Origin of the sequence: Micromonospora krabiensis (genome assembly GCF_900091425.1) — a bacterium.
In the GTDB taxonomy this organism is placed as follows: Bacteria; Actinomycetota; Actinomycetes; order Mycobacteriales; family Micromonosporaceae; genus Micromonospora; species Micromonospora krabiensis.
Window position 1 is genome coordinate 2,631,332 of record NZ_LT598496.1, and the last position, 20,435, is coordinate 2,651,766.

Annotated in this window: 19 protein-coding genes; 11 read left to right on the plus strand and 8 right to left on the minus strand. The window is 73.4% G+C overall.

The window, feature by feature from the left end; genetic code table 11:
* Positions 1-448: 448 nt before the first annotated feature.
* Together GA0070620_RS11640 and pseI are read left to right on the plus strand one after the other, a co-directional pair.
* Complete coding sequence (locus GA0070620_RS11640; protein ID WP_091589950.1) at positions 449-1,597, plus strand: glycosyltransferase family 2 protein; 1,149 nt, start codon at positions 449-451, stop codon at positions 1,595-1,597.
* A gap of 136 nt (positions 1,598-1,733) precedes the next feature.
* Positions 1,734-2,786 (plus strand): pseudaminic acid synthase, encoded by a 1,053-nt coding sequence (pseI, locus tag GA0070620_RS11645; protein ID WP_091589952.1) that lies wholly within the window; start codon positions 1,734-1,736, stop codon positions 2,784-2,786.
* Between the two features lie 87 nt (positions 2,787-2,873).
* On the opposite strand, the gene GA0070620_RS11650 is transcribed toward pseI, so the two are convergent.
* The 4 genes from GA0070620_RS11650 to GA0070620_RS11665 are packed head-to-tail and all read right to left on the minus strand — an operon-like array spanning position 2,874 to position 5,583.
* Positions 2,874-3,344 (minus strand): hypothetical protein, encoded by a 471-nt coding sequence (locus GA0070620_RS11650; RefSeq protein WP_231922334.1) that lies wholly within the window; start codon positions 3,342-3,344, stop codon positions 2,874-2,876.
* Positions 3,328-4,083, minus strand: a complete 756-nt coding sequence (locus GA0070620_RS11655; RefSeq protein WP_091589955.1) for an SDR family NAD(P)-dependent oxidoreductase — start codon at positions 4,081-4,083, stop codon at positions 3,328-3,330. Before GA0070620_RS11655 ends, GA0070620_RS11650 begins: the two co-directional genes overlap by 17 nt.
* Positions 4,076-5,335 carry an AMP-binding protein gene (locus GA0070620_RS11660; RefSeq protein WP_091589957.1) on the minus strand — a complete coding sequence of 420 codons (1,260 nt, stop codon included), beginning with the start codon at positions 5,333-5,335 and terminating at the stop codon, positions 4,076-4,078. Before GA0070620_RS11660 ends, GA0070620_RS11655 begins: the two co-directional genes overlap by 8 nt.
* The gene (locus tag GA0070620_RS11665; protein WP_091589959.1) at positions 5,332-5,583 is read right to left on the minus strand and encodes an acyl carrier protein; all 252 of its coding nucleotides are present in this window, start codon (positions 5,581-5,583) and stop codon (positions 5,332-5,334) included. Before GA0070620_RS11665 ends, GA0070620_RS11660 begins: the two co-directional genes overlap by 4 nt.
* A gap of 100 nt (positions 5,584-5,683) precedes the next feature.
* Here GA0070620_RS11665 and GA0070620_RS11670 point away from each other — a divergent pair, with 100 nt between their 5' ends.
* Positions 5,684-6,193 carry a GNAT family N-acetyltransferase gene (locus tag GA0070620_RS11670; RefSeq protein WP_091589962.1) on the plus strand — a complete coding sequence of 170 codons (510 nt, stop codon included), beginning with the start codon at positions 5,684-5,686 and terminating at the stop codon, positions 6,191-6,193.
* Positions 6,194-6,296: 103 nt separating this feature from the next.
* On the opposite strand, the gene GA0070620_RS11675 is transcribed toward GA0070620_RS11670, so the two are convergent.
* Complete coding sequence (locus GA0070620_RS11675) at positions 6,297-8,027, minus strand: glycosyltransferase family 39 protein (protein ID WP_091589965.1); 1,731 nt, start codon at positions 8,025-8,027, stop codon at positions 6,297-6,299.
* A gap of 380 nt (positions 8,028-8,407) precedes the next feature.
* On the opposite strand from GA0070620_RS11675, the gene pseB reads away from it, so the two are divergent.
* The 7 genes from pseB to GA0070620_RS11710 are packed head-to-tail and all read left to right on the plus strand — an operon-like array spanning position 8,408 to position 15,703.
* The gene (pseB, locus tag GA0070620_RS11680; protein WP_091589967.1) at positions 8,408-9,391 is read left to right on the plus strand and encodes a UDP-N-acetylglucosamine 4,6-dehydratase (inverting); all 984 of its coding nucleotides are present in this window, start codon (positions 8,408-8,410) and stop codon (positions 9,389-9,391) included.
* Positions 9,388-10,545, plus strand: a complete 1,158-nt coding sequence (locus tag GA0070620_RS11685) for a DegT/DnrJ/EryC1/StrS family aminotransferase (RefSeq protein WP_091598580.1) — start codon at positions 9,388-9,390, stop codon at positions 10,543-10,545. Before pseB ends, GA0070620_RS11685 begins: the two co-directional genes overlap by 4 nt.
* Positions 10,546-10,555: 10 nt before the next feature.
* Entirely contained in the window at positions 10,556-11,398 is an 843-nt protein-coding gene (locus tag GA0070620_RS11690; RefSeq protein ID WP_091589970.1) for a hypothetical protein, read from the plus strand.
* On the plus strand, positions 11,388-13,190 hold the full coding sequence (locus GA0070620_RS11695; RefSeq protein ID WP_091589973.1) for a hypothetical protein: 1,803 nt from the start codon (positions 11,388-11,390) through the stop codon (positions 13,188-13,190). The genes GA0070620_RS11690 and GA0070620_RS11695 overlap by 11 nt, the downstream gene beginning before the upstream one ends.
* A gap of 56 nt (positions 13,191-13,246) precedes the next feature.
* Entirely contained in the window at positions 13,247-13,969 is a 723-nt protein-coding gene (locus GA0070620_RS11700) for a glycosyltransferase family protein (RefSeq protein WP_269456580.1), read from the plus strand.
* Entirely contained in the window at positions 13,966-15,024 is a 1,059-nt protein-coding gene (locus GA0070620_RS11705) for a PseG/SpsG family protein (RefSeq protein ID WP_091598586.1), read from the plus strand. Before GA0070620_RS11700 ends, GA0070620_RS11705 begins: the two co-directional genes overlap by 4 nt.
* Positions 15,025-15,067: 43 nt before the next feature.
* Positions 15,068-15,703: an alpha-ketoglutarate-dependent dioxygenase AlkB gene (locus GA0070620_RS11710; protein ID WP_091589975.1), complete on the plus strand. Its 636-nt coding sequence runs from the start codon at positions 15,068-15,070 to the stop codon at positions 15,701-15,703.
* 117 nt (positions 15,704-15,820) lie between these two features.
* Here the strand turns inward: GA0070620_RS11710 and GA0070620_RS11715 are convergent, their stop codons facing one another.
* Entirely contained in the window at positions 15,821-16,417 is a 597-nt protein-coding gene (locus GA0070620_RS11715; RefSeq protein WP_091589978.1) for a TetR/AcrR family transcriptional regulator, read from the minus strand.
* 70 nt (positions 16,418-16,487) lie between these two features.
* On the opposite strand from GA0070620_RS11715, the gene GA0070620_RS11720 reads away from it, so the two are divergent.
* Positions 16,488-16,862: a nuclear transport factor 2 family protein gene (locus GA0070620_RS11720; protein WP_091589981.1), complete on the plus strand. Its 375-nt coding sequence runs from the start codon at positions 16,488-16,490 to the stop codon at positions 16,860-16,862.
* Positions 16,863-16,877: 15 nt separating this feature from the next.
* Here the strand turns inward: GA0070620_RS11720 and GA0070620_RS11725 are convergent.
* Both GA0070620_RS11725 and GA0070620_RS11730 read right to left on the minus strand, forming a co-directional pair.
* A protein-coding gene (locus GA0070620_RS11725; RefSeq protein WP_157741751.1) for an IS5 family transposase occupies positions 16,878-17,743 on the minus strand; the annotation gives its coding sequence in 2 pieces (ribosomal slippage) (positions 16,878-17,410 and positions 17,410-17,743; 867 coding nt in all).
* A gap of 173 nt (positions 17,744-17,916) precedes the next feature.
* Complete coding sequence (locus GA0070620_RS11730; protein WP_091589983.1) at positions 17,917-20,400, minus strand: DNA gyrase/topoisomerase IV subunit A; 2,484 nt, start codon at positions 20,398-20,400, stop codon at positions 17,917-17,919.
* Between the last annotated feature and the right edge of the window lie 35 nt (positions 20,401-20,435).

Below are 20,435 nucleotides of genomic sequence, written 5' to 3' on the forward strand. Positions count from 1 at the left end.
CGCGCGGTGCCGAGCGCGGCCCGGACACGACCGCATCGGGGCAATCTACCCGCCAGGCCACGGACCGGCACCAGGGCGGTCCGAGCGGCGGTATCGGCGCGAATGACAGCACGGACGGCAGCGGTGGCCCGGGCGGTGCCGGCGGGGTCCGGTCGGGCTCGTGCCCGGACACGGGTCGCGGGCCGGACCGGACGACCGGACCGGCCCGCGACCGTACGAACTAGACGGTGGCCATCACGTCCAGGATCCAGTCCCGGCTGTCCGGCACCGTTAGAACGGCGCTCGCCGAGCGCTCCGGGGTGGCGGTACGGAATCGGCCGGTCGCCCAGGGTGCGGGACGCGGGATCGCCGGCCGTTAACCTGACGCTCCTGCGGAGTTCAGGGACTCCACCACCGCCGGACACGTCAGGTTCCAGGGCCGGCCACCCGCGGGGTCGAAGGTGGCGGCGTGGTCAACGAGCCGTCCCCGCCGCCGCTGCTCAGCATCGTCGTGCCCGTGTACGGCGTCGAGGCGTATCTCTACCAGTGCCTCGAGTCGATCCGGGCGGACATCCCGGCGGGTGAGGCCGACGCGGTCGAGATCATCGCGGTGGACGACGCCTCCCCCGACCGGTGCGGGGAGATGCTGCGGTCGTACGCCGGCGGCCGGACCGGGATCCGGACGGTGCACCTGACCACGAACGTGGGCCTCGGGCTGGCCCGCAACGCCGGCCTCGACGAGGCGACCGGCCGCTACGTCTGGTTCGTCGACAGCGACGACTGGCTGCCGCCGGGCACCATCCCCACGGTGCTGGACCGGCTGCGCCAGCACGAACCGGACGTCCTGATGCTGGACCACCTCCGCGTGCACGAGGACGGACGGCGTGAGGTGGACGCGAGCAGCCACCTGCTGCGCGACACGTCCGGGGTGGTCCGCCTCGCCGACGCGCCGCACCTGCTGCGCGTGCAGCACACCGCCTGGAACAAGGTGGTGCGCCGGGCGTTCATGGACGAGCTGGGGCTGCGCTTCTTCCCCGGCTGGTACGAGGACATCCCGTTCAGCCACCCGCTGCTGATCGGCGCGGAGAAGATCTCGGTGCTGGACCAGGTCTGCTACCTCTATCGGCAGGGTCGGCAGGGCGCCATCACCTCCACCCGCAGCGGCCGACACTTCGACGCCTTCGACCAGTACGAGCGGCTGATGGACTGGGTGCGACGCCGGCACCCCGACGAAGGGCTGCAGACCGAGCTGTTCCAGCTGATGATCAACCACTACCTGGTGGTGGTGGGCAACGACGACCGGCTCCACCCGCACCTGCGCCGCCCCTTCTTCGCCCGGGTGGCCCAGCACTACCGCCGTTACCTGCCGCCCGGCGGCTACCCGGTGCCGGGCGGCGTCGCCGGCCTGAAGCACCGGCTGGTCGGGCGCAACGACTACCGGGCGTACGCGGCGCTGCGCCAGGCGCACCGGGTGGCCGGACGGCTGCGGCGCACCGGGTCCGGCGGTGACCCGGCGGGCACGTCGGCCGACGACGGCGCGACCGGCCGAGCGGCCCGCGACGACACGACGGGCGGATCGGTCCGCGACGACGTGCTGGTGGGCCGCGGCGTCTCGTGACCGCAGCCCGTGGCAGCATCCCCGCCGGCAGCCGGGTCGGCTCCCGGCGCCCTGGTTTTCCAGGTCGTCCCCGTGAACGGTGGACGGCGACGGTAGGACCGCACCGTGGTGCGGAGGCAACTGAGCAGAGGTCGGTATGACGGCGACACTGAAGATCGGACCGCACGCGGTCGGTGCCGGGGAGCGACCCTTCGTGGTCGCGGAGATGTCCGGCAACCACAACGGTGACCTGGACCGGGCGCTGGCCATCGTCGACGCGGTGGCGGCCAGCGGCGCGCACGCGCTGAAACTCCAGACGTACCGGCCGGACACGATCACGATCGACGTCGACACCCCCGCTTTCCGCATCTCCGACGGGCACGATCTGTGGGGCGGTCAGAACCTCTACCGGCTCTACGAGAAGGCGCACACCCCGTACGAGTTCCACGCCCCGATCTTCGAGCGGGCGCGGCGGCACGGCCTGACCGTCTTCTCCTCCCCCTTCGACGCCACCGCCGTGGAGCTGCTGGAGTCGCTGGACGCGCCCGCGTACAAGATCGCCTCTTCGGAGCTGGTCGACCTGCCGCTGATCCGGCTGGTCGCGAGCACCGGCAAGCCCATGGTGATCTCCACCGGGATGGCCACCATCGCGGAGATCGACGCCGCGGTGCGGACCGCCCGCGAGGGCGGCGCCGGCGGGATCGTCCTGCTCGCCTGCACGGCCTCCTACCCGGCGCCGCCGCAGGACAGCAACCTGCGCCGCATCCCGGTGCTCGCCGACGCGTTCGGCGTGCCGGTGGGGCTCTCCGACCACACCCCCGGCATCGGGGTGCCGGTCGCCTCGGTCGCGCTCGGCGCCTGCTTCATCGAGAAGCACGTGACGCTGGACCGCGCCGACGGGGGCGTCGACTCCGACTTCTCACTCAACCCGGACGAGCTGGCCGCGCTGGTGGTCGAGTCCGAGCGGGCGTACGCGGCCCTCGGCGGCACCGCGATCGGCCCCACCCCGGCCGAGCGGGAGGGGCTGCGCTTCCGCCGTTCGCTGTTCGTGGTCGAGGACGTCCGCGCCGGCGACGCGGTGACCGACCGCAACGTCCGGTCCATCCGCCCGGCCGGCGGGCTCGCGCCGGTGGAGATCGACCGGGTGCTCGGCCGCACCTTCGCCACCGACGTCCCGCGTGGCACCCCGCTGAGCTGGGACCTGATCTGACCAGGCGCCCGGCCGTGGGTGCCGGGCACCGTCGTTCCTCAGGCGGCCGCCGGTCCCTCCCCTCACCGGGTGGGTGGGACCGGTGGATCACGTTGCGGGCTGCTCCGGCGCGAAGGCGACGGTGACCACCAGGTCGGCCAGTCGCAGGGTCCGCCAGACCACGACGTTGTCCGGCGGTGTGCCCAGCCCGTAGCGGCGCCACCAGGTGGCCACCGGCACGTCGGCGAGCTTGCAGAAGCATTCGGCGCGCGTCCACCGGGCCCAGAAGTCGGTCGATCCGAACCGCCGGGCCAGGGCCGCCGGCACCGGGTTGTCGGCGCGCTCGGCGTCGATGACCACCCGCCAGCCGGGGGCGGGCGGGCCGTACCAGCCGACGCAGCGGCCGTCGTCCAGGTGGCTGCGGGTGACCGCCGCGCCGAGGTCGGCCGGGTCGCCGACCCGCAGGTACCGCTCGGCCCCGGTCACCAGCGCCGGCACCGGCCGGGTTGCGACGACGAGCCCGGCCCCGGCGGTCAGCCGGTGCCGGGCGCGCCCGTCCGCCTCAGACGGAGGCGGCACCGTCCACCACGATGACCTGGCCGTTGATGTTGGTCTGCTCGCGGAGCAGCATCCGGACCACCGGCACGACCTCCTCCGGCTCGGTCAGGTGCCCGGTGGGCGTGCGGCGCACGATCTGGTCGAGCTGGGTCTGACCGAGCACCGCGGACATCTCCGAGGCGAAGAAGCCGGGCGCCACCGAGTTGACCAGCATCCGGCCGCCCAGTTCGCGCGCGAGCGAGCGGGTCGCGGCGTCCATGCCGCCCTTGGTCGCGGAGTACGCCACCAGGCCCGGGAAGCCGCGCTGCGCGCAGATCGACGTGATGTTGACGATCCGGCCGCGCAGCCCCTTGGCGAGCATCCGCCGGATCACCAGGCGGGTGAGCTGAAGGGGTGCCGTCAGGTTGGTCTCGATGATCCGGGCGATGTCGCCGTTGGCCGTGTGCACGTGCAGGGAGTCCTGCCCGACGGCGGCGTTGTTGACGACGGCGTCGATCGGCCCGAGCCGCTCCTCCACCTCACGGACGAAGGCCTGCGCGGCCGCCAGGTCGGTGACGTCGACCGACCCGACGTGCACCCGATCGGGGTGCTCGGCGGCGAGCTTCGCCAGCTCCGGCGTGACGGTCCGGGCGAAGGCGGCCACCCGGAGGCCCTGGTCGAGCAGGTCGGTGACGATCGCCAGCCCCAGCCCGCGCGAACCGCCGGAGACGAGGACCACGGAGCTGGGGGGAACGAGGGAGGTATCGGGGCGGTCAGACATCGCTCTTCAGGGTCTCCTTGACGGGGATCTCGGTCAGGACGCGGATCCGGCGGGGCACGGCGTGCTCGGGCAGCCGGTCGGCACACCAGCGGACCAGCTCGGCCTCGTCCGGCTGGCCGGCGGCGGCGGGCCGGAGCACCACCTCGGCGACCACCATGCGGCCCAGCACCGGGGCCCGCCGACCGGTCACCCGCGCCCAGGCCACGCCAGGATGCGCGGTGAGGACGCCGCGCACCAGGCCGGCGGAAACCTTGCTGCCACCGACGTTGATCTCGTCGGAGTCGAGCCGGCCGGTGATGAGTACCCGGTCGTCGACGACCTCGACGCGGTCGCCGGTGCGGACCGCCCCGTTCAGCCCGGCGCCGTGGAACGGCGACGTGATCACGAGTTCGTCGCCCCGCACGCTGAGCGTCGACCGGCCCGGGGCCTCCCGGTCCAGCCAGGCCACCGGGAAACCGGCCCGACCGTCGTGGACCACGATGGAGGCGCCGACCTCGGACGAGGCGTAGATCCAGGAGATCCGGGCGGCGGGGAACAGCTCCCGCAGCTGGTCGAGGATCGCCTGGTCGACCGGCTCACCGCCGAGCGTGATCTGGCGCAGCGGCACCCGGGCCAACGCGGCGGCGTCCCGGTAGATGGTGCGGCGCCAGAAGGTCGGTGTGCCGGAGGCGGCGTCGACGCCGTGGGCGGCGGCCAGCGCCGGCCAGTCGTCGAGCTGCTCCGGGTCGACGACGACCAGGTGCTGCCCGGGCTGGGTCAGCGACAGCGTCACCACCTGCCACCAGGCGTAGGTCCCCGGCGCGTACGGGCAGAGCCAGGTGCGGTCGGGCTGCCCGCCGCGCACCGTGGTCAGCGAGTCCAGGGTGTGACCGACCCGCTTGGGACGGCCGGTCGAGCCGGAGGTCAGCAGCCACAGCCGGCCCGGCTCCGCAGGACGCGGCCGGGTCGCCGGCTCGCCGTGCGTGCCGTCGTCGCCCAGCTCGGTGAGTACGAAGCCGGCGTCGCGCAGCTCGGCCCGCAACGCCGGGTCGACCCGGCTGTGGCTGCTCAGCAGCAGCTCGGTGCCGTGCACGGCGTGGTGCCGGGCGGCAGCGAGGGCGTGCCGGGCCGAGTGGGCGAGCACCGCCGCCGGGTCCGCGAGCGTCAGCTCCGGCAGCTCCCGCCAGGTCAGCTCCGCGCCGCCGACGACGATCCGGTTGTCGGCGCCGCCGGGAGCCGGACCGGCCCAGCGGTGCGGGGTCGCGACGGTCACTGCTTCTGAAGCTCGACGAGGAAGTCGAGGACGTCGCCGACGGTGGCGATGCGGCGCAGGCCCGGGGCGTCGAAGTTGAGCTCCTCGCCGGTCTCGTCCTCGACGCGCAGCGCCAGCTCGGAGAAGTCGAGCGAGCGGAAACCGATCTCCCGAAGATCGGCGGCGTCGTCGTCCGGGAGCGCCTTGCCCTGGTTCTTGAGCACCTGCGCCATGAGGTCGCGGATCTGCGCGCGACTCAATTCCTTCATGCGCGGAAGTCTACAGGCCGGCGAATGGACGTCACATTTACCGTGGGCTGCGGGTAGGGTGCCACAGGTCATTGACGGGAGACCGGAAAGTGAGAGGCACGTGCTGCGCGAAGCGACGCCGGACGACGTTCACCTGATGTTGTCCTGGCGTAATCAGGAAACCAACCGCCAGGTCAGCAAGACCAGCCACGAGATCACCCCCGACGAGCACACGCGGTGGTGGTCGGCGGTGCGGGTGGACCCGACCCGGCGGGTGCTGGTCTACCTGCGCGACGGGGTGCCGAGCGGCGTCGTCACCTTCTTCGACCTGCGGTTGGACGAGCCGCGGAGCGGTTCCTGGGGCTTCTACCTGGACGCCGACGGCCTGGCCGGACGGGGCGAGACGCTGCCCGCGTGGCTGGAGGTGATGCGCGAGGCGGTGGACCACGCGTTCGACCACCTCGGGCTCGAACGCCTCGACGGCGAGGTGCTCGCGCACAACACCGTGGTGCGACAGATGAATCGGCGTTTCCGATTCGTGGAGGGCAGCCCCCGCACCGAGCTGTCCGACGGTCGGGAAATCACCGTCATCCCCATTTCGCTGCACCGCGACAACCGTCGCCGACGCTGACGCCTCCGCACGCCGACAATTGTCCGCACACCATTCACCGGGCGGACACCTGACGTTAACGGGGCGTCCGGGAATGGCGGGCGGCCCCGGACCCGGGTGCGATTCAGCCCCGCCGCCACACCGCCCACTGCTGGGTCGGGTTGCCCCCGAGGCGGACGAACCCGTACCGCTCGCCGGGCCAGTCGCCCGGCGCGCCCGGCTTCCACCCCACGAGGACCACGTCAGCGGTGGCCGGCGGGGTCTCGTCGAACCAGCGCACGTCGGCCCAGGTCACCTGGTGGCTCAGGTTGAACCGGTAGATGTAGTTGACGCCGCTGGAGGCCCACACCCGCTCGCCGGGACGGACGCCGAGGTCGGCCAACGCGGGCGTCGGCGCGGTGCGGGCGACCATCGTGCGTACCAGCCGCTGCTCGATCACCTGCATGGTGACGATGTTGACGACGACCAGGGCGCCGAGGATCGGCAGGCGCAGCCGGGGCACCCGGACGGCGGCGACGAGCAGCGCGAGCGCGCCGATGCCGACGAGCGACCCGACGACCGGCCGCATCTCCCGCCACCCGCCGGTGAGCGCCATGAGGTCGGGGGCGCTGAAGCCGCCGTAGCGCAGGAGGTGGCCGCTGCTCTCCGCGTACGCGAGGCGGGCGGCGATCATCCCGCCACCGGCCACCAGCACCGCCACCGCCACCGCGGCCCGGCGCAGCACCGTCCGGTACTCGGCGGTGAGCAGCACGCCGAGCCCGACGAGCAGCCAGAACGGGGCCAGCATCTGCACGTACCGGCCGTAGATCGCGTCCGGCGCCTTCTCGGTGACGCCGGCCAGGATCACCGACGCGCCCGCGGCCACCCCGACGCTGGTCACCAGCGCGACGCCCATCGTCCAGCGGGACGCGTCCCCGCGCCGGGGACGGCGCAGCTCCCGGACGACGGCGGCCCAGGCCACGCCGGCCGTCCCGAAGGTGATCACCACGAGGTACCAGAGCTGCGTGCCGACCGCCGCGCCGAGGTTCACCAGACCGGCACCGGAGGCGACGGCCCGCAGGGTCCCGCCGCCCGGGTTGTTGCCGAGCAGGTAGACCTTGTCACCGAGCAGCCGGATGACGGCCTCGTTCAGCAGGGCCAGGGCGACCACCGGCAGCATCGCCGCGACCGCCGTACGCCGGTCGACGCGCCGGCGGACCAGGAGCAGCAGCACGAGGCCCACGTGCACGGCCACGATGACCACGCCCCGCGAGTGCAGCAGGTGGAACGCGCCGACCAGCGCCCCGACGGTCGCGGCGGCGAGCGGGCCGGGCCGCCGCACCAACCGGTGCACGGCGAGCAGCCACGCCACCACCAGCGGCGCCATCAGAGTGTCGATCATGGCGACGGTGGCGTAGAAGGCGGTCGCCGGCAGCGTCGCGGCGGCCGCGGCGGCCAGCAGGGCGGCGGGACGGCCGAGGTGCAGCAGCCGCCGGCCGAGCAGGTACGCCAGTGGGAGCAGCGCCGCGTTCACCATGGCGTTGATCAGGCGGACGAGCTGGTAGCTCTCGGTGAAGTCCCGCTCGCCGAGGAACGCGGGCGAGATCAGCATCGGGTAGCCGACCCGGCGCAGCGCGCCGTTCTCACTGCTGAAGCCACCCGGCCCACCCGCCAGCGCCCGGGCGGTGTTCAGGTAGCTGTCCTCGTCGGTGTGCGCGATGGGCAGGGCGATGTGCCGGGCGAGCCACATCCGCCACACCACGCCCAGCAGCCACCCCAGGACCAGCAGCAGCGGTACGAGCCAGCGACGGCGCCGCCGGTCGTCCGACCCGGCCGGGGCCTCGACCCGCTCCACCACGTCCACGCCGGATGCCATCGCCGCCTCCTGGGATCACCGGCCGGCGCACGACGCCGGACGACTGCTCCGGGGTACGCGCGGCGCCGGGGCCGGTCTGTTCTGCACGGGATCTCCCGGGTGGCGCCGCCTCGGCGGGCCCAACGGGACGGGTACGCGGCGGACGCCCCGGACGGCCGGGCACGTCTCGCACGCGGGGCCACTGTAGCGGCCCACCGGACCCCGGTCAGCCCGCCGCGGACCTGCGAACCAGTGTTCGCCCGCCGGGCGCCCGTCATTCACGGGACCAGGGACTGCGGTTAACCGGCGGGGGTGAACCCGTTAACCCGCCGCGGTTAGCGTCGCGGTCCGGTCGGCCGGCCGCGGGCCGCCGGTTCATCCACGAACACGGGAGCACCAAATTGAGTGAGTTGAATGGATCGTCCATTCTGATCACCGGGGGAACGGGTTCCTTCGGCCGGACCTTCCTCCGGCACGTCCTCACCGCGGCCGACCCGGCCCGCGTTGTGGTGTTCTCCCGCGACGAGCTCAAGCAGTACGAGCTGCGCCAGCAGCTCGGTGACGACCCACGGCTGCGCTGGTTCATCGGCGACATCCGGGACGTGCGCCGGCTGACCCGGGCGATGCACGGCGTGGACCACGTCGTGCACGCGGCGGCGCTCAAGCAGGTGGACACGGCGGAGTACAACCCGTCGGAGTTCATCGCCACCAACATCACCGGTTCGCAGAACGTGGTGGACGCGGCCATCGAGGCCGGCGTCAAGAAGGTGGTGGCGCTCTCCACCGACAAGGCGTCCAGCCCGATCAACCTGTACGGCGCCACCAAGCTGGTCGGCGACAAGCTGTTCGTCTCGGCCAACCACTACGCGGCCCACCACCCGACGCGCTTCGCGGTGGTGCGCTACGGCAACGTCGTCGGCAGCCGCGGCTCGGTCGTGCCGCTGTTCCGCCGCCTCGCCGCCGAGGGCAAGAGCCTGCCGATCACCGACAAGCGGATGACCCGTTTCTGGATCACCCTGGAGCAGGCCGTCCAGTTCGTCATGGACTCGTTCGACCAGATGCAGGGCGGCGAGCTGTTCGTGCCGCGCATCCCCAGCATGCGGATCCTCGACCTGGTCGAGGCGGTCGCCCCGGACGCCACGACCCACGAGATCGGCATCCGGCCCGGCGAGAAGCTGCACGAGGAGATGATCGCGCCGGACGACAGCCGCCGGACCCTGCGCGCCAAGGACCGGTACATCGTCCAGCCGACCATCGCCGGGTGGGGCTACCAGCCGCCGGTCGACTGCGAGGCGGTGCCGGACGGCTTCGCGTACCAGTCGGACACCAACGACGAGTGGCTCACGGTCGAGCAGCTGCGCACGATGCTCGGGCTCACCGTCTGATGGCGATGCTCCCCTACGGCCGGCAGTCGGTCATCGACGAGGACGTCGAGGCGGTCTCGGCGGTGCTGCGCAGCGACTGGCTCACCACCGGCCCGCAGGTCGACGCGTTCGAGGCGGAGCTGGCCGAGGTCACCGGGGCGGCCGGCGTGGCCGCCGTCTCCAACGGCACCGCCGCGCTGCACGTGGCGTACGCGGCGGCCGGCGTCGGCCCCGGCGACGAGGTCGTCGTCCCGCCGATGACGTTCGTGGCGACGGCCAGCAGCGCGATCGCGCTCGGCGCGAAGATCGTCTTCGCGGACGTCGAGGAAGAGACCCTCTGCCTCGACCCGGCCGCGGCGGCCGCGGCGGTGACCTCCCGGACCAGGGTCGTCTCGGCGGTCGACTACGCCGGCCACCCGGCCGACTACGACGCCCTGCGCAAGTCGGTCGAGGGCAGCGACGCGCTGCTGCTCGCCGACGCGGCGCACTCGATCGGCGGGACCTACCACGGCCGTCCGGTCGGGTCGCTCGCCGACCTGACCACGTTCTCGTTCTTCCCGACGAAGAACCTGACCACCGGCGAGGGCGGCGGGGTCGCCGCGCTGGACCCGGAGCTGGTGAAGCGGGCCCGCCGCTTCCGCAACATCGGCACGATCCGCGAGCGCGACGAGCTGCGCCGGCCCGACGAGGGTGGCTGGTTCTACGAGGTGCACGAGTTCGGGCTGAACTACCGCCTGCCCGACGTGCTGTGCGCCCTCGGCCGCAGCCAGCTGCGCCGGCTGGGCGAGTTCGTCACCCGCCGGGCCGCCCTGGTCGCCCGCTACAACGAGGCACTCGCCGACCTCGACGGCGTGCGGCTCCCCGTCCGGCAGCCCTGGGCCGACCCGGCCTGGCACCTCTACCCGATCCGCGTCCTCGACGGGCGGCGTCGCGAGATCTACGACGCGATGCGCGCGGCCGGCATCGGCGTGCAGGTCAACTACATCCCCGTGCACTGGCACCCGGCCTTCGCCGACCTCGGGTACCGGCGCGGATCCTGCCCGGTGGCCGAGTCGTTCTACTCAGAGCAGCTGTCGCTGCCGCTCTACCCGACGCTCAGCGACGCGGACCAGGACCGCGTCATCGACGTGCTCGGCGCCGCGCTGCGCGGCCGCGCGCGGCCCGCCGCCGCCTGATGGGACGCTGATGCACCACGCCAACCACTTCTACGGCCACGCCCACGTCCTGGCCCGCTACGCCGGGCTCGGCGACGGGCACCCGCCCCGGATCAACGGGTACGTCCAGCACGGCTGGAACATAGGCGACGGGCTGGCACCGGGCCACCCGTACGCCGACCGGACGCCGAGCCTGCTCTGGTCGGAGCAGACCCGACGGCGCGCCTGGTCGGTCGGGCGGCGCAACGTGGTGGTCATCGGCGCGCCCTTCGTGTACCTGCTGGCCATGCGCCCCGAGGAGCCACCGGAGTCGGAGCGGGAGGGCACCATCTGGTACCCGTTCCACGGCTGGGAGGGGCAGCACGTCCGCGGCGACCATCGGGAGCTGATCGCCCGGATCCGGGACACCGAACCGGGACCGGTGACGGTCTGCCTCTACTGGCACGAGTTCCGCATGCGCCGGGTACGCCGCCTCTACGAGAACGCCGGCTTCCGGGTGATCTGCCACGGCTACCGCGGGCACTGGTGGAAGGACACCGACCCGTACTTCCTGGACAAGCAGCTCACCGAGCTGCGCCGGCACCGGCGGGTGGCGTCGAACCGGCTGACCAGCGCGATCTTCTACGGCATCGCCGCCGGGTGCGAGCCGGCGGTGTACGGCGACCCGATGGTGCTCGCCAACGAGGACCCGACCTTCGGCGGCACCGCCCGGGTCCGCCGGCAGTGGCCCGAGCTGCACGGCGAGGCGGTGGACCTGCCGACCGCCGTGGCCACCGCCCGGGCCGAACTGGGCACCGACCACCGCTGCACGCCGGCCGAGCTGCGCGAGCTGCTCGGGTGGGCGAACCTCCAGGAGGAGCGAGTTGACCACTGAGACGGCACCGGCCGACCGGATCACGCTGCCCGGTGGGGAGATGCTGACCTGGTCCGACCTGCCGGAGAAGCACCTCCCCGGCGGCGGTCCGCTGGCCACGCTGGCCGCCCGGATCGTGCCCACCGGCGCGCGGGTGCTGCTGGCCGGGCCGCACGACCCCGCCGTGCTGGACCGGCTGGCCCACGCCGACGTCACCTGCCTGCTGCGCGGCTACCCCGACGCGGTGGCGCTCGCGTCGCACGCCGCCCGCGTGGTGGTGGGCGGCCCCGCCGGGCTCCCCGACGGTGAGCTGTTCGACGTGGTGATCGCCGGCGCCGGCCTGGACGCGGTCGAGTCGGTGGAGGGCGCGCGGCTCGGCTGGCGGGGCGTCCTCGCCCGGCTGTCCGCCGCGCTGCGCCCCGGTGGCACGCTGCTGCTGCGCGTCGACAACCCGATGGGCCTACGCCGGCTCGTGGACACCGAGCCCTGGTACGCCCGGCGGGCCGACGACGCCTGGGCCGTCGGTGGCGTCCTGGACGCGGACCGCCCCGCCAACCGCGCGCAGCTCGACGACCGTCTCGCCGACGCCGGGCTGCTGCCGGGGACGACCTTCGCGGCGTACCCCGACGGCGGGGCGGCGACGGCGCTGGTCGACACCGACCAGCTGGACCGGCACACCACGTCCGGGCTCCTCGACGCGGTGCTGCACGGCGCCTGCGCCGGGGGCTTCGCCGACGCCGCGGTGCTCCAGGACCCGGCCCGACTGGCCGTCGACGCGCTGCACGCCGGCCAGGCCGCCGCCCTGGCGCCGAGCTGGCTGGTGCTGGCCCGACGGACCCCGGCCGGCGTGGCCGAGCCGACCGGCCTTCCGGTGGCGCTGGTGCAGACCGGGCCACCCGGCGCGGACGTGGTGGAGGTCGTCGACGAGCCGCCCGGCTGGCGGTGGCGGGTGACCGAGACGAGCGGACGGGACGGGGCACCCACCGGCCGCGGGGTCGCGTACCGCGACCTCGGCGTGCTCGCCGGCCAGCCGGTGCCGACCGGACGGCTGCTGCGCACCCTGCTGCTCGACGCGGCGCTGCGCCGCGACCTGGACACGCTGCGACGCCTGCTCACCGGGTACGCCGAGTGGCTCGCCGGTCAGGCCGACGGCGACGGCCGGCTCGGCGGCGCGGTCGCGCTGGCCGGCGTCGACAACACCGTGGTCTCCCCCGCCGGGTACGCCGTGCTCGACGCGAGTTGGCGGGCCACCGACCCGCTGGCCGGCGACGTGGTGCTCGCCCGCGGCCTGTGGCGGTTCGCCGCCGAGCTGCTGACCGGGGGCTACGCCCACCCCTGGCCGTCCACGCTGGACGTCGCGGGGCTGACCGTGGTGCTCGCCGGGCTCGCCGGTCAGGACCTGGGCCGGGCGAGGGTCACGGCGGCCGTCGAGACCGAGGCGGCGGTGACCGCCGCGCTGCGGGGCCTGGACGCCGAGGGGCGGGCCGCCCTCGCCGCCGAGCTGGTCACCGTCGCGCCGACCGACCCGCCGGCCGGGCCACGCGCCTACCAGCAGTTGCACGAGGCGTGGCAGCGGCAGCGCGAGGAGCTGACGCGGCTCACGGAGCTGCAGAGGTGGACCGACGAGCTGCTCACCAGCCGCGAGCGCGCGCTGCGCCGGGCCGAGGCCACGATGAACCTGCTCAGCGGCTCACTGACCTACCGGGTCGGTAAGCTCGCGGTCACCCCGGCCCGGCTGGCCAAACGAGGCGCCCGCGCGGCCAAGCGCCGCGCCCGGGCCGCGCTCTCCCCGAAACAGGAGGAGCAACAGTGACCGGCACCCCGACGGGACCCGCCGCCGCGTCCACCGCCACGACCGGCGGCCCGCGCATCGTGGGCGTCGTGCAGGCCCGCATGGGCTCGTCCCGGCTGCCCGGCAAGGTGCTGCGCCCGCTCGCCGGGCGCAGCGTGCTCGGCCGGGTCGTCCGGGCCGCCCAGGACAGCGGCGTCCTCGCCGACCTGGTCGTCGCCACCAGCACCGACGGCGTCGACGACGCGGTCGCGGCCGAGTGCGAGCGGCTCAGCGTGCCGTGCCACCGCGGCCCGGTCGACGACGTGCTCGCCCGGTTCGTCGGCGCCCTGGACGCCCACCCCGGCGACGCCGTCATGCGGTTCACCGCCGACTGCCCGCTGCTCGACCCGGAGATCATCACGCTGGTCGCGTCGGTCTACCGGGCGGTGCCGGGGCTGGACTACGCGAGCACCTCGATCGCGCGCACCCTGCCCCGTGGCCTGGACGTCGAGATCATCCGGGCCGACGCGCTGCGCACCCTGGACCGGCTCGCCACCGACCACCACCGGGTCCACGTGACCTCGTACGCGTACACCCACCCGGAGCTGTTCCGGGTCCTCGGCGTCACCCTCACCCCCGACCGGTCGGCGCTGCGGCTCACCCTCGACACCGAGCAGGACTGGGCCCTGGTCCAGGCGGTCGTCGACCACTTCGGGGACGTCAGCGTGCCCCTCGCCAAGCTCGCCGACTGGCTCACCGGGCAGCCGGCCCTGCGGGCGCTCAACGCCGACGTGCGCCAGAAGCGGCTGGAGGAGTCCTGAGCACCGTACGGGTGGGTCTGCGGTGCGACGCCGGCCCACGACGCGGCGTCGGCCACCTCGTCCGGTCACTCGCGCTGGGCGAGGAGTTCCTCGCCCGGGGCGCCCGGGTCGAGATGTTCGGGTCGGTCGAGCGGGTCGGGTGGGCCACCGACCGGCTCGCCGCCCGCGGCATCCCGCTGCACCCCGGCCCGCAGACACCGGACGAGCTGGTCGCGGCAGCGCGGCGTCACCAGCTGGACGTCATGGTCCTCGACTCGTACGAACTCGACCCGGCCGGCGCGGGCGCGCTACGGGCCGCCGGCGTGCTCACCCTCGCGATCATCGACGGGGACAGCCGGGGCCAGCACGCCGACCTCTACCTGGACCAGAACTTCGGCGCCACGGCTCCGGAGCTGCCCGGTCGCCTGCTGGCCGGCACGGCGTACGCGCTGCTGCGGGACACGGTCGTGGCCGCCCGCTCGCCGGCCCCCCGACCCGCGACGGGGGCGGGCCGGCCCCGGGTGTTCGCCTTCTTCGGCGGCACGGACGCCGTCGGGGCGGCCCCCGTGCTCGCCCGGGTGCTGTTCGCCACCGGCCTGCCGATGGACCTGACCGTCGTCGTCGGCCGACCGGAGATCGAGGCGGAGCTGGACGGCGTGACGCCGGGACGCGGGCAGTCGTTGCGCCCCATCCCGCCCACCGACGACCTGCCGGCCCTCATCAACGCCGCGGACCTGGTGGTCAGCGCCGCGGGCACGTCCACCTGGGAGCTGTGCTGCCTCGGCGCGCCCGCCGCACTGGTGTGCGTGGTGGACAACCAGCGCGAGTCGTACCAGCGGGTCGTCCGGCACCGGTTGGTCGCGGGCCTCGGCGAGTTGCCGGAGCTGGCGGCGGGTGGGCTGGCCGGTCGGACCGCCCGGTCGGCCGCCGGGCGGACGCTGCACGGCCTGCTCACCTCCCCCGAGCGCCGCGCCGCCCTCGCGGCCCGCGCGTGGGCGGCGGTCGACGGGCTGGGCCGCGCCCGCGTGGTCGACGCGGTGCTCGACGCCCTGCGCGGCGCGACCCTGACCCGCTGACGCGCCTCGTACGGTTGTACGAATGTGCTGCTAGGGTGGCCTCATGACGCAGGCCGCCTACCAGCCGTCGATGCTCGACCTGACCGACGCCGGGCCGTCCCTGGGGCCGCTGCCCGGTGAGCTGCGCCGGCACGAGCTCGGCCGCGGCGCCTGGGTCGACCACCTGCCGGGCTGGGTGCGCGGCTCCGACCAGGTGCTCGACACCCTGCTGCGGGAGGTGCCCTGGCGGGCCGAGCGCCGCACCATGTACGACGCCGAGGTCGACGTGCCGCGCCTGCTCTGCTGGTACGACGGCGACCGGCAGCTGCCGCACCCGCTGCTCACCGCGGCGCGGACGGCGCTCAGCCGGCACTACGCGGGCGAGCTGGGCGAGCCCTTCGTCACCGCCGGCATGTGCCTCTACCGCACCGGCCGCGACAGCGTCGCCTGGCACGGCGACACCATCGGCCGCTCCGCGCACAGCGACACGATGGTCGCGATCGTCTCGTTCGGCTCGCCCCGACCGCTGCTGCTGCGCCCGCGCGGGGGCGGAGACAGCCTGCGCTTCCCGCTGGGCCACGGCGACCTGATCGTCATGGGCGGCTCGTGCCAGCGCACCTGGGAACACGCGATCCCCAAGACGGCCCGGCCCGTCGGCCCGCGGGTGAGCGTCCAGTTCCGCCCCATCAACGTGGCCTGACACGGGCCTTGCTCTCGGCTTGCACGCGTCGACCGCGTCGCACGTCCGCAACAGGCTGCCCGGATTGTCGCCGTGCGGCGGCCAGAGTAGCGCCGACCGTGGCAGGAACGTCACTGATCAGGACTCGCGGACGCCGTACACGCGCAGGATGCTGTGAGTCAGCGCCGCCGCCGTCTGCGCGGTGGTCATGCGGCCGGCGGCGACCTCGCCGCCGGCCGCATGCCCGAGCGCGATGGTCGCGGAGACCAACCAGGCCGAGCTGAGGGTGGGGTCGAACTCGCCGGTGGCCTGGCCGCGCCTGATCAGCCGCTCCAGGCGTTCGATGACCGCGGCATGCTGGCGGTCGGTGTCCGCCTGCTCCATCGCGGTCACCGAGGGGTGCAGGAGCAGCGGGTACCGGTCGAACAGCCGCCAGGTGACGTCCAGCCAGCGCTGCAGCGCCTCGGCCGCGGTGCCGCTGTCGACGTCGGCGGCGTCGAGGGCGGCGACGGCTTCGGCCGTGATGCGCTCGATGACCGCGGCCACCAGCAGCGGCCGGGACGGGTAGTGGGCGTACACGGTTTGGCGGGTGACGCCGGCTGCGGAGGCGACCTGTTCCACCTTCGCTTCCGGATGCCGACCGAGCACCTCGACGGCGGCGTCGAGTACGGCTACGGCGCTGCGCTCGGCGTCGGAGCGCCGCCGTCGGCGCCGATCACCCGTTATCCCTGACACCTTGTCTAATCTACCGCCTGACCTTTAACGTATACAGCGTGTCAAAGATAAGTCGCTTCAGGGAGATCACATGACGCCCCGTACCGATCTGACCGGCTATCTGACGCGCTATCCGCAGGAGGCAGGGCTGGGCGACGAGGATCCGGTGACCGTGCTTGACCGCTACCACACGCCGGACTACGAACTGGTCAACGACGGCGTGCTGCTGGACCGAAAACGACTGCTCGATCACATCCGTCCGGCCCGCAGACGGGCAGCAGGTCTCCGGGTCGAGGTGGAACAGGCGCTGGTGGACGGCGACCAGGTCGCCGCCCGGTACCGGCTCATCGCGGAACTGCATAAGGGCGGCGCCATCACCACGGAGATCTACATGTTCGGGGAGTTGGCTGCCGACGGTCGTCTGCGCCGCGCCATCCAAGCCACCCGCGTCATCTCATCCGACTAGGGCGTGTCCTGTCGATCATGGGAGCCAGATGACGGCAGCGATCAGGACGAGGCCGGCTCGGTAGAGGGATGCGCGTTTGGCGTATCGCGTTGCCAGGTCACGCCACTGCTTGAGCCGGTTGAAGCAGCGTTCCACGACGTTGCGCTTCTTGTAGATCACCTTGTCGAAGGCCGGTGGTCGCCCGCCGTGGCTGCCCTTGGCGGCCCTGCGAGCGACCTGGTCGCTGCGTTCCGGGATGACGTGCCGGATCCCGCGTTGTCGCAGGGCTCGCCGGGTCGAGTCATGTGCATAGCCCTTGTCCGCGATCAGCACCTCCGGTCGCTTGCGGGGCCGACCCGGCCCGGGCTCGTTGACGCGGATCGCGTCCAGCAGCGCCAGGAGCTGCGGGTTGTCGCCGGCTTGGCCGGGGGTGAGCAGGATCGACAGCGGCCGTCCGCGTCCGTCGACCGCGAGGTGGATCTTCGTGCTCAACCCGCCGCGGGACCGGCCGATGGCCTCGCCATCTTGCGCACCAGGCGTCGCCGCACTTGTCGGGGAGCCCCCTTTTTGCGGGCGCCAGCGGCATGCTGGTGCGTCCGCACGATCGACGAGTCGATGCTGATCGTCCACTGCACCGGTGTGCCGTCGTCATGCACCTGCGCGGCGGCCAGGATCCGATCCCACGTCCCGTCAGCGGTCCAGCGGCGCAGCCGTTCGTGGCAGGTCTTCCACGGCCCGAAGCGTTCCGGCAGGTCACGCCACGGCGCACCCGTGCGTAGCTTCCACAGGATCCCGTTGATGACCTGGCGGTGATCCCGCCACCGCCCCCGAGCTCCGCCAGGTTCCGGTAGCAGCGGCGCGATCACCACCCACGCCTCATCGGTCAGCTCACCACGACGCACCACCGGCACATCGTTAACGATCAACCATTACATGATCGGCAGGACACGCCCTAGGGACTTCCCCGGCGTTCCACGCGGCCACAGGTCCACACCAACTGCGGCCTCTGCCGCCCACCGGCAGGTCCCGTCGGGCGCCCCGGACCACAGGAGTCCGGGGCACCCTCGCACTTGGGTCAGTCGCGTTCGACCTGGTGACCGATCACGGTCGGGCCGAGCATCACGGCGAAACCGGAGCCGTCCCGGCGCGGGTCCGCGGCGGGCAGCTCCACCGGCTCGCCGTTCGCGGTGGCGCCCACCGGGCGCGGCCCGACCCAGGCGACCACCACGTCGGTCTCCCCCTTGAGGAAGCGCTGGGCGCGCACCCCGCCGGTCGCCCGGCCCTTCGCCGGGTACGCCCCGAACGGCGTCACCTTGACCGTGGCGCCCGTGGAGGTGACCACCATCGGCTCGCCGTGGGTCGGGTCGTCGGTCCGCACCGCTCCGAAGTAGACCACCTGCGCGTCGCCCGGCAGGTTGATGCCGGCCATGCCGCCACCCCGGATGCCCTGCGGACGGACCAGCGTGGCCGGGAAGCGCAGCAGCGACGCCTCCGACGTGATGAACGTCAGGGACTCGGCGCCGTCGGTCAGCCAGGTCGCTCCGACCACCTCGTCACCCTCGCGCAGGCCGATCACCTCGAACTCGTCGGAGCGGACCGGCCACTCCGGCGCGGCCACCTTCACCACGCCCTGCCGGGTGCCCAGCGCGAGACCGGGAGAACCCTCGGCGGGCGCACCGAGCGGCGCCAGCCCCACGACCGTCTCGCCGGGACCCAACGGCGCCAGCTCGGCCGCCGACATCCCGCCGCGCAGCGACACCGTGCCGGCCTGCTCGGGCAGCACCGGCAACGGCAGTACGTCGATCTTGAAGGCCCGCCCGGCGCTGGTCACCAGCAGCACCCGGCCCCGGGCGGTCGACGGGACGACCGCGCGTACGGCGTCGTGCTTGACGCGGCCGTGCCGGCGGCGCCCCTCGGCGGTCTCCTCCGACTCCGCCGCGGTGCGGGCCACCAGCCCGGTCGCGGAGAGGATCACCTGGCACGGGTCGTCGGCCACCTCCAGCGGGCCGGCCGGCACGGAGGCCGCCAACACCTCCTTGAGGTCACCGTCGACCAGGGTGGTGCGCCGCTCGGCGCCGAGCTGCTTCACCACCGCGCCCAGCTCGTCGGAGACGACCTTCTTGAGCACCTTCGGGTCGTCGAGGATCGTGGACAGCTCCGCGATCTCCTGACGCAGCCGCTCCTGCTCGGCCTCCAACTCCAGCCGGTCGTACTTGGTGAGCCGGCGCAGCGGGGTGTCCAGAATGTAGGTCGCCTGGATCTCCGAGAGCTTGAAGCGCTGCATCAGGCCGTCCTTGGCGGCCTGCGCGTCCTCGCTGGCCCGGATCAGCTTGACCACCCGGTCGATGTCGAGCAGGGCGATCAGCAGGCCGTCGACCAGGTGCAGGCGCTCCTCGCGCTTGCGCCGCCGGTACGCGCTGCGCCGGGTCACCACCTCGTAGCGGTGGGCCAGGAACACCTCCAGCAGCGCCTTCAGGCCGAGGGTCTGTGGCTGCCCGTCGACGAGCACCAGGTTGTTGACGCCGAACGACTGCTCCAGCGGGGTGAGCCGGTAGAGGTCGGCCAGCAGGGCCTGCGGGTTGACGCCCACCTTGCACTCGATGACCAGGCGCGTGCCGCTCTCCCGGTCGGTGAGGTCCTTGACGTCGGCGATGCCGGTGAGCCGCTTGGTCTTCGTCACCTCGTTGGTGATCGCGGCGATGACCTTCTCGGCACCCACGCCGTACGGCAGCTCGACGACGGTGATGGCCTGCCGGCCCCGGCTGCCCTCCAGCGGGCCGATCTCGACCTTGCCCCGCATGCGGACCACACCGCGCCCGCTCTCGTAGGCCCGGCGCACCTCGTCGAGCCCCAGCAGCAGGCCGCCGGTGGGCAGGTCGGGGCCGGGGACGAACTCCATGAGCTTGTCCAGCGAGGCGTCCGGGTGGTTGATCAGCCAGCGGGCCGCCGAGACGACCTCGCCGAGGTTGTGCGGGATCATGTTGGTGGCCATGCCGACCGCGATGCCGGACGCCCCGTTGACCAGCAGGTTGGGGAAGGCCGCCGGCAGCACGGTGGGCTGGGTCAGCGAGCCGTCGTAGTTGGGCTCCAGGTCGACCGTGTCCTCGCCCAGCTCGCCGACGAGCAGCATCGCCTCGCGGGACATCCGGGCCTCGGTGTAACGCGCCGCCGCCGGGCCGTCGTCCGGGGAGCCGAAGTTGCCGTGCCCGTCGATCAGCGGCGCGTTGAGCGAGAAGTCCTGCGCCAGGCGGACCATCGCGTCGTAGATGGCCGTGTCACCGTGCGGGTGGTACTTACCCATGACGTCGCCGACGATCCGGGCGGACTTCACGTGCCCCCGGTCGGGCCGGTGGCCCTGCTCGTACATCGACCAGAGGATCCGCCGGTGCACCGGCTTGAGGCCGTCGCGGGCGTCCGGCAGGGCGCGGGAGTGGATGACCGAGAAGGCGTACTCCAGGTAGGAGTCGGAGACCTCGGCGACCAGCGAGTTGTCGATGACCCGGGCGCCGGCCTGGTCGAACGCGGAGTGGTCGACCTTCGTTTCCTTGCGGCGTGCCATGACTCAGCTGTCCCCTCGTGCGGTCGCGGCGCTGC

Bases quoted from the DNA above. Each gene is read 5' to 3' on its own strand.
- GA0070620_RS11665 (WP_091589959.1), bottom strand. From the start codon at position 5,583: ATGAAGGAATTGAGTCGCGCGCAGATCCGCGACCTCATGGCGCAGGTG.
- GA0070620_RS11690 (WP_091589970.1), top strand. From the start codon at position 10,556: ATGCACCACGCCAACCACTTCTACGGCCACGCCCACGTCCTGGCCCGC.
- pseI (WP_091589952.1), top strand. From the start codon at position 1,734: ATGACGGCGACACTGAAGATCGGACCGCACGCGGTCGGTGCCGGGGAG.
- GA0070620_RS11675 (WP_091589965.1), bottom strand. From the start codon at position 8,027: ATGGCATCCGGCGTGGACGTGGTGGAGCGGGTCGAGGCCCCGGCCGGG.
- GA0070620_RS11710 (WP_091589975.1), top strand. From the start codon at position 15,068: ATGACGCAGGCCGCCTACCAGCCGTCGATGCTCGACCTGACCGACGCC.
- GA0070620_RS11720 (WP_091589981.1), top strand. From the start codon at position 16,488: ATGACGCCCCGTACCGATCTGACCGGCTATCTGACGCGCTATCCGCAG.
- GA0070620_RS11730 (WP_091589983.1), bottom strand. From the start codon at position 20,400: ATGGCACGCCGCAAGGAAACGAAGGTCGACCACTCCGCGTTCGACCAG.
- GA0070620_RS11655 (WP_091589955.1), bottom strand. From the start codon at position 4,083: ATGTCTGACCGCCCCGATACCTCCCTCGTTCCCCCCAGCTCCGTGGTC.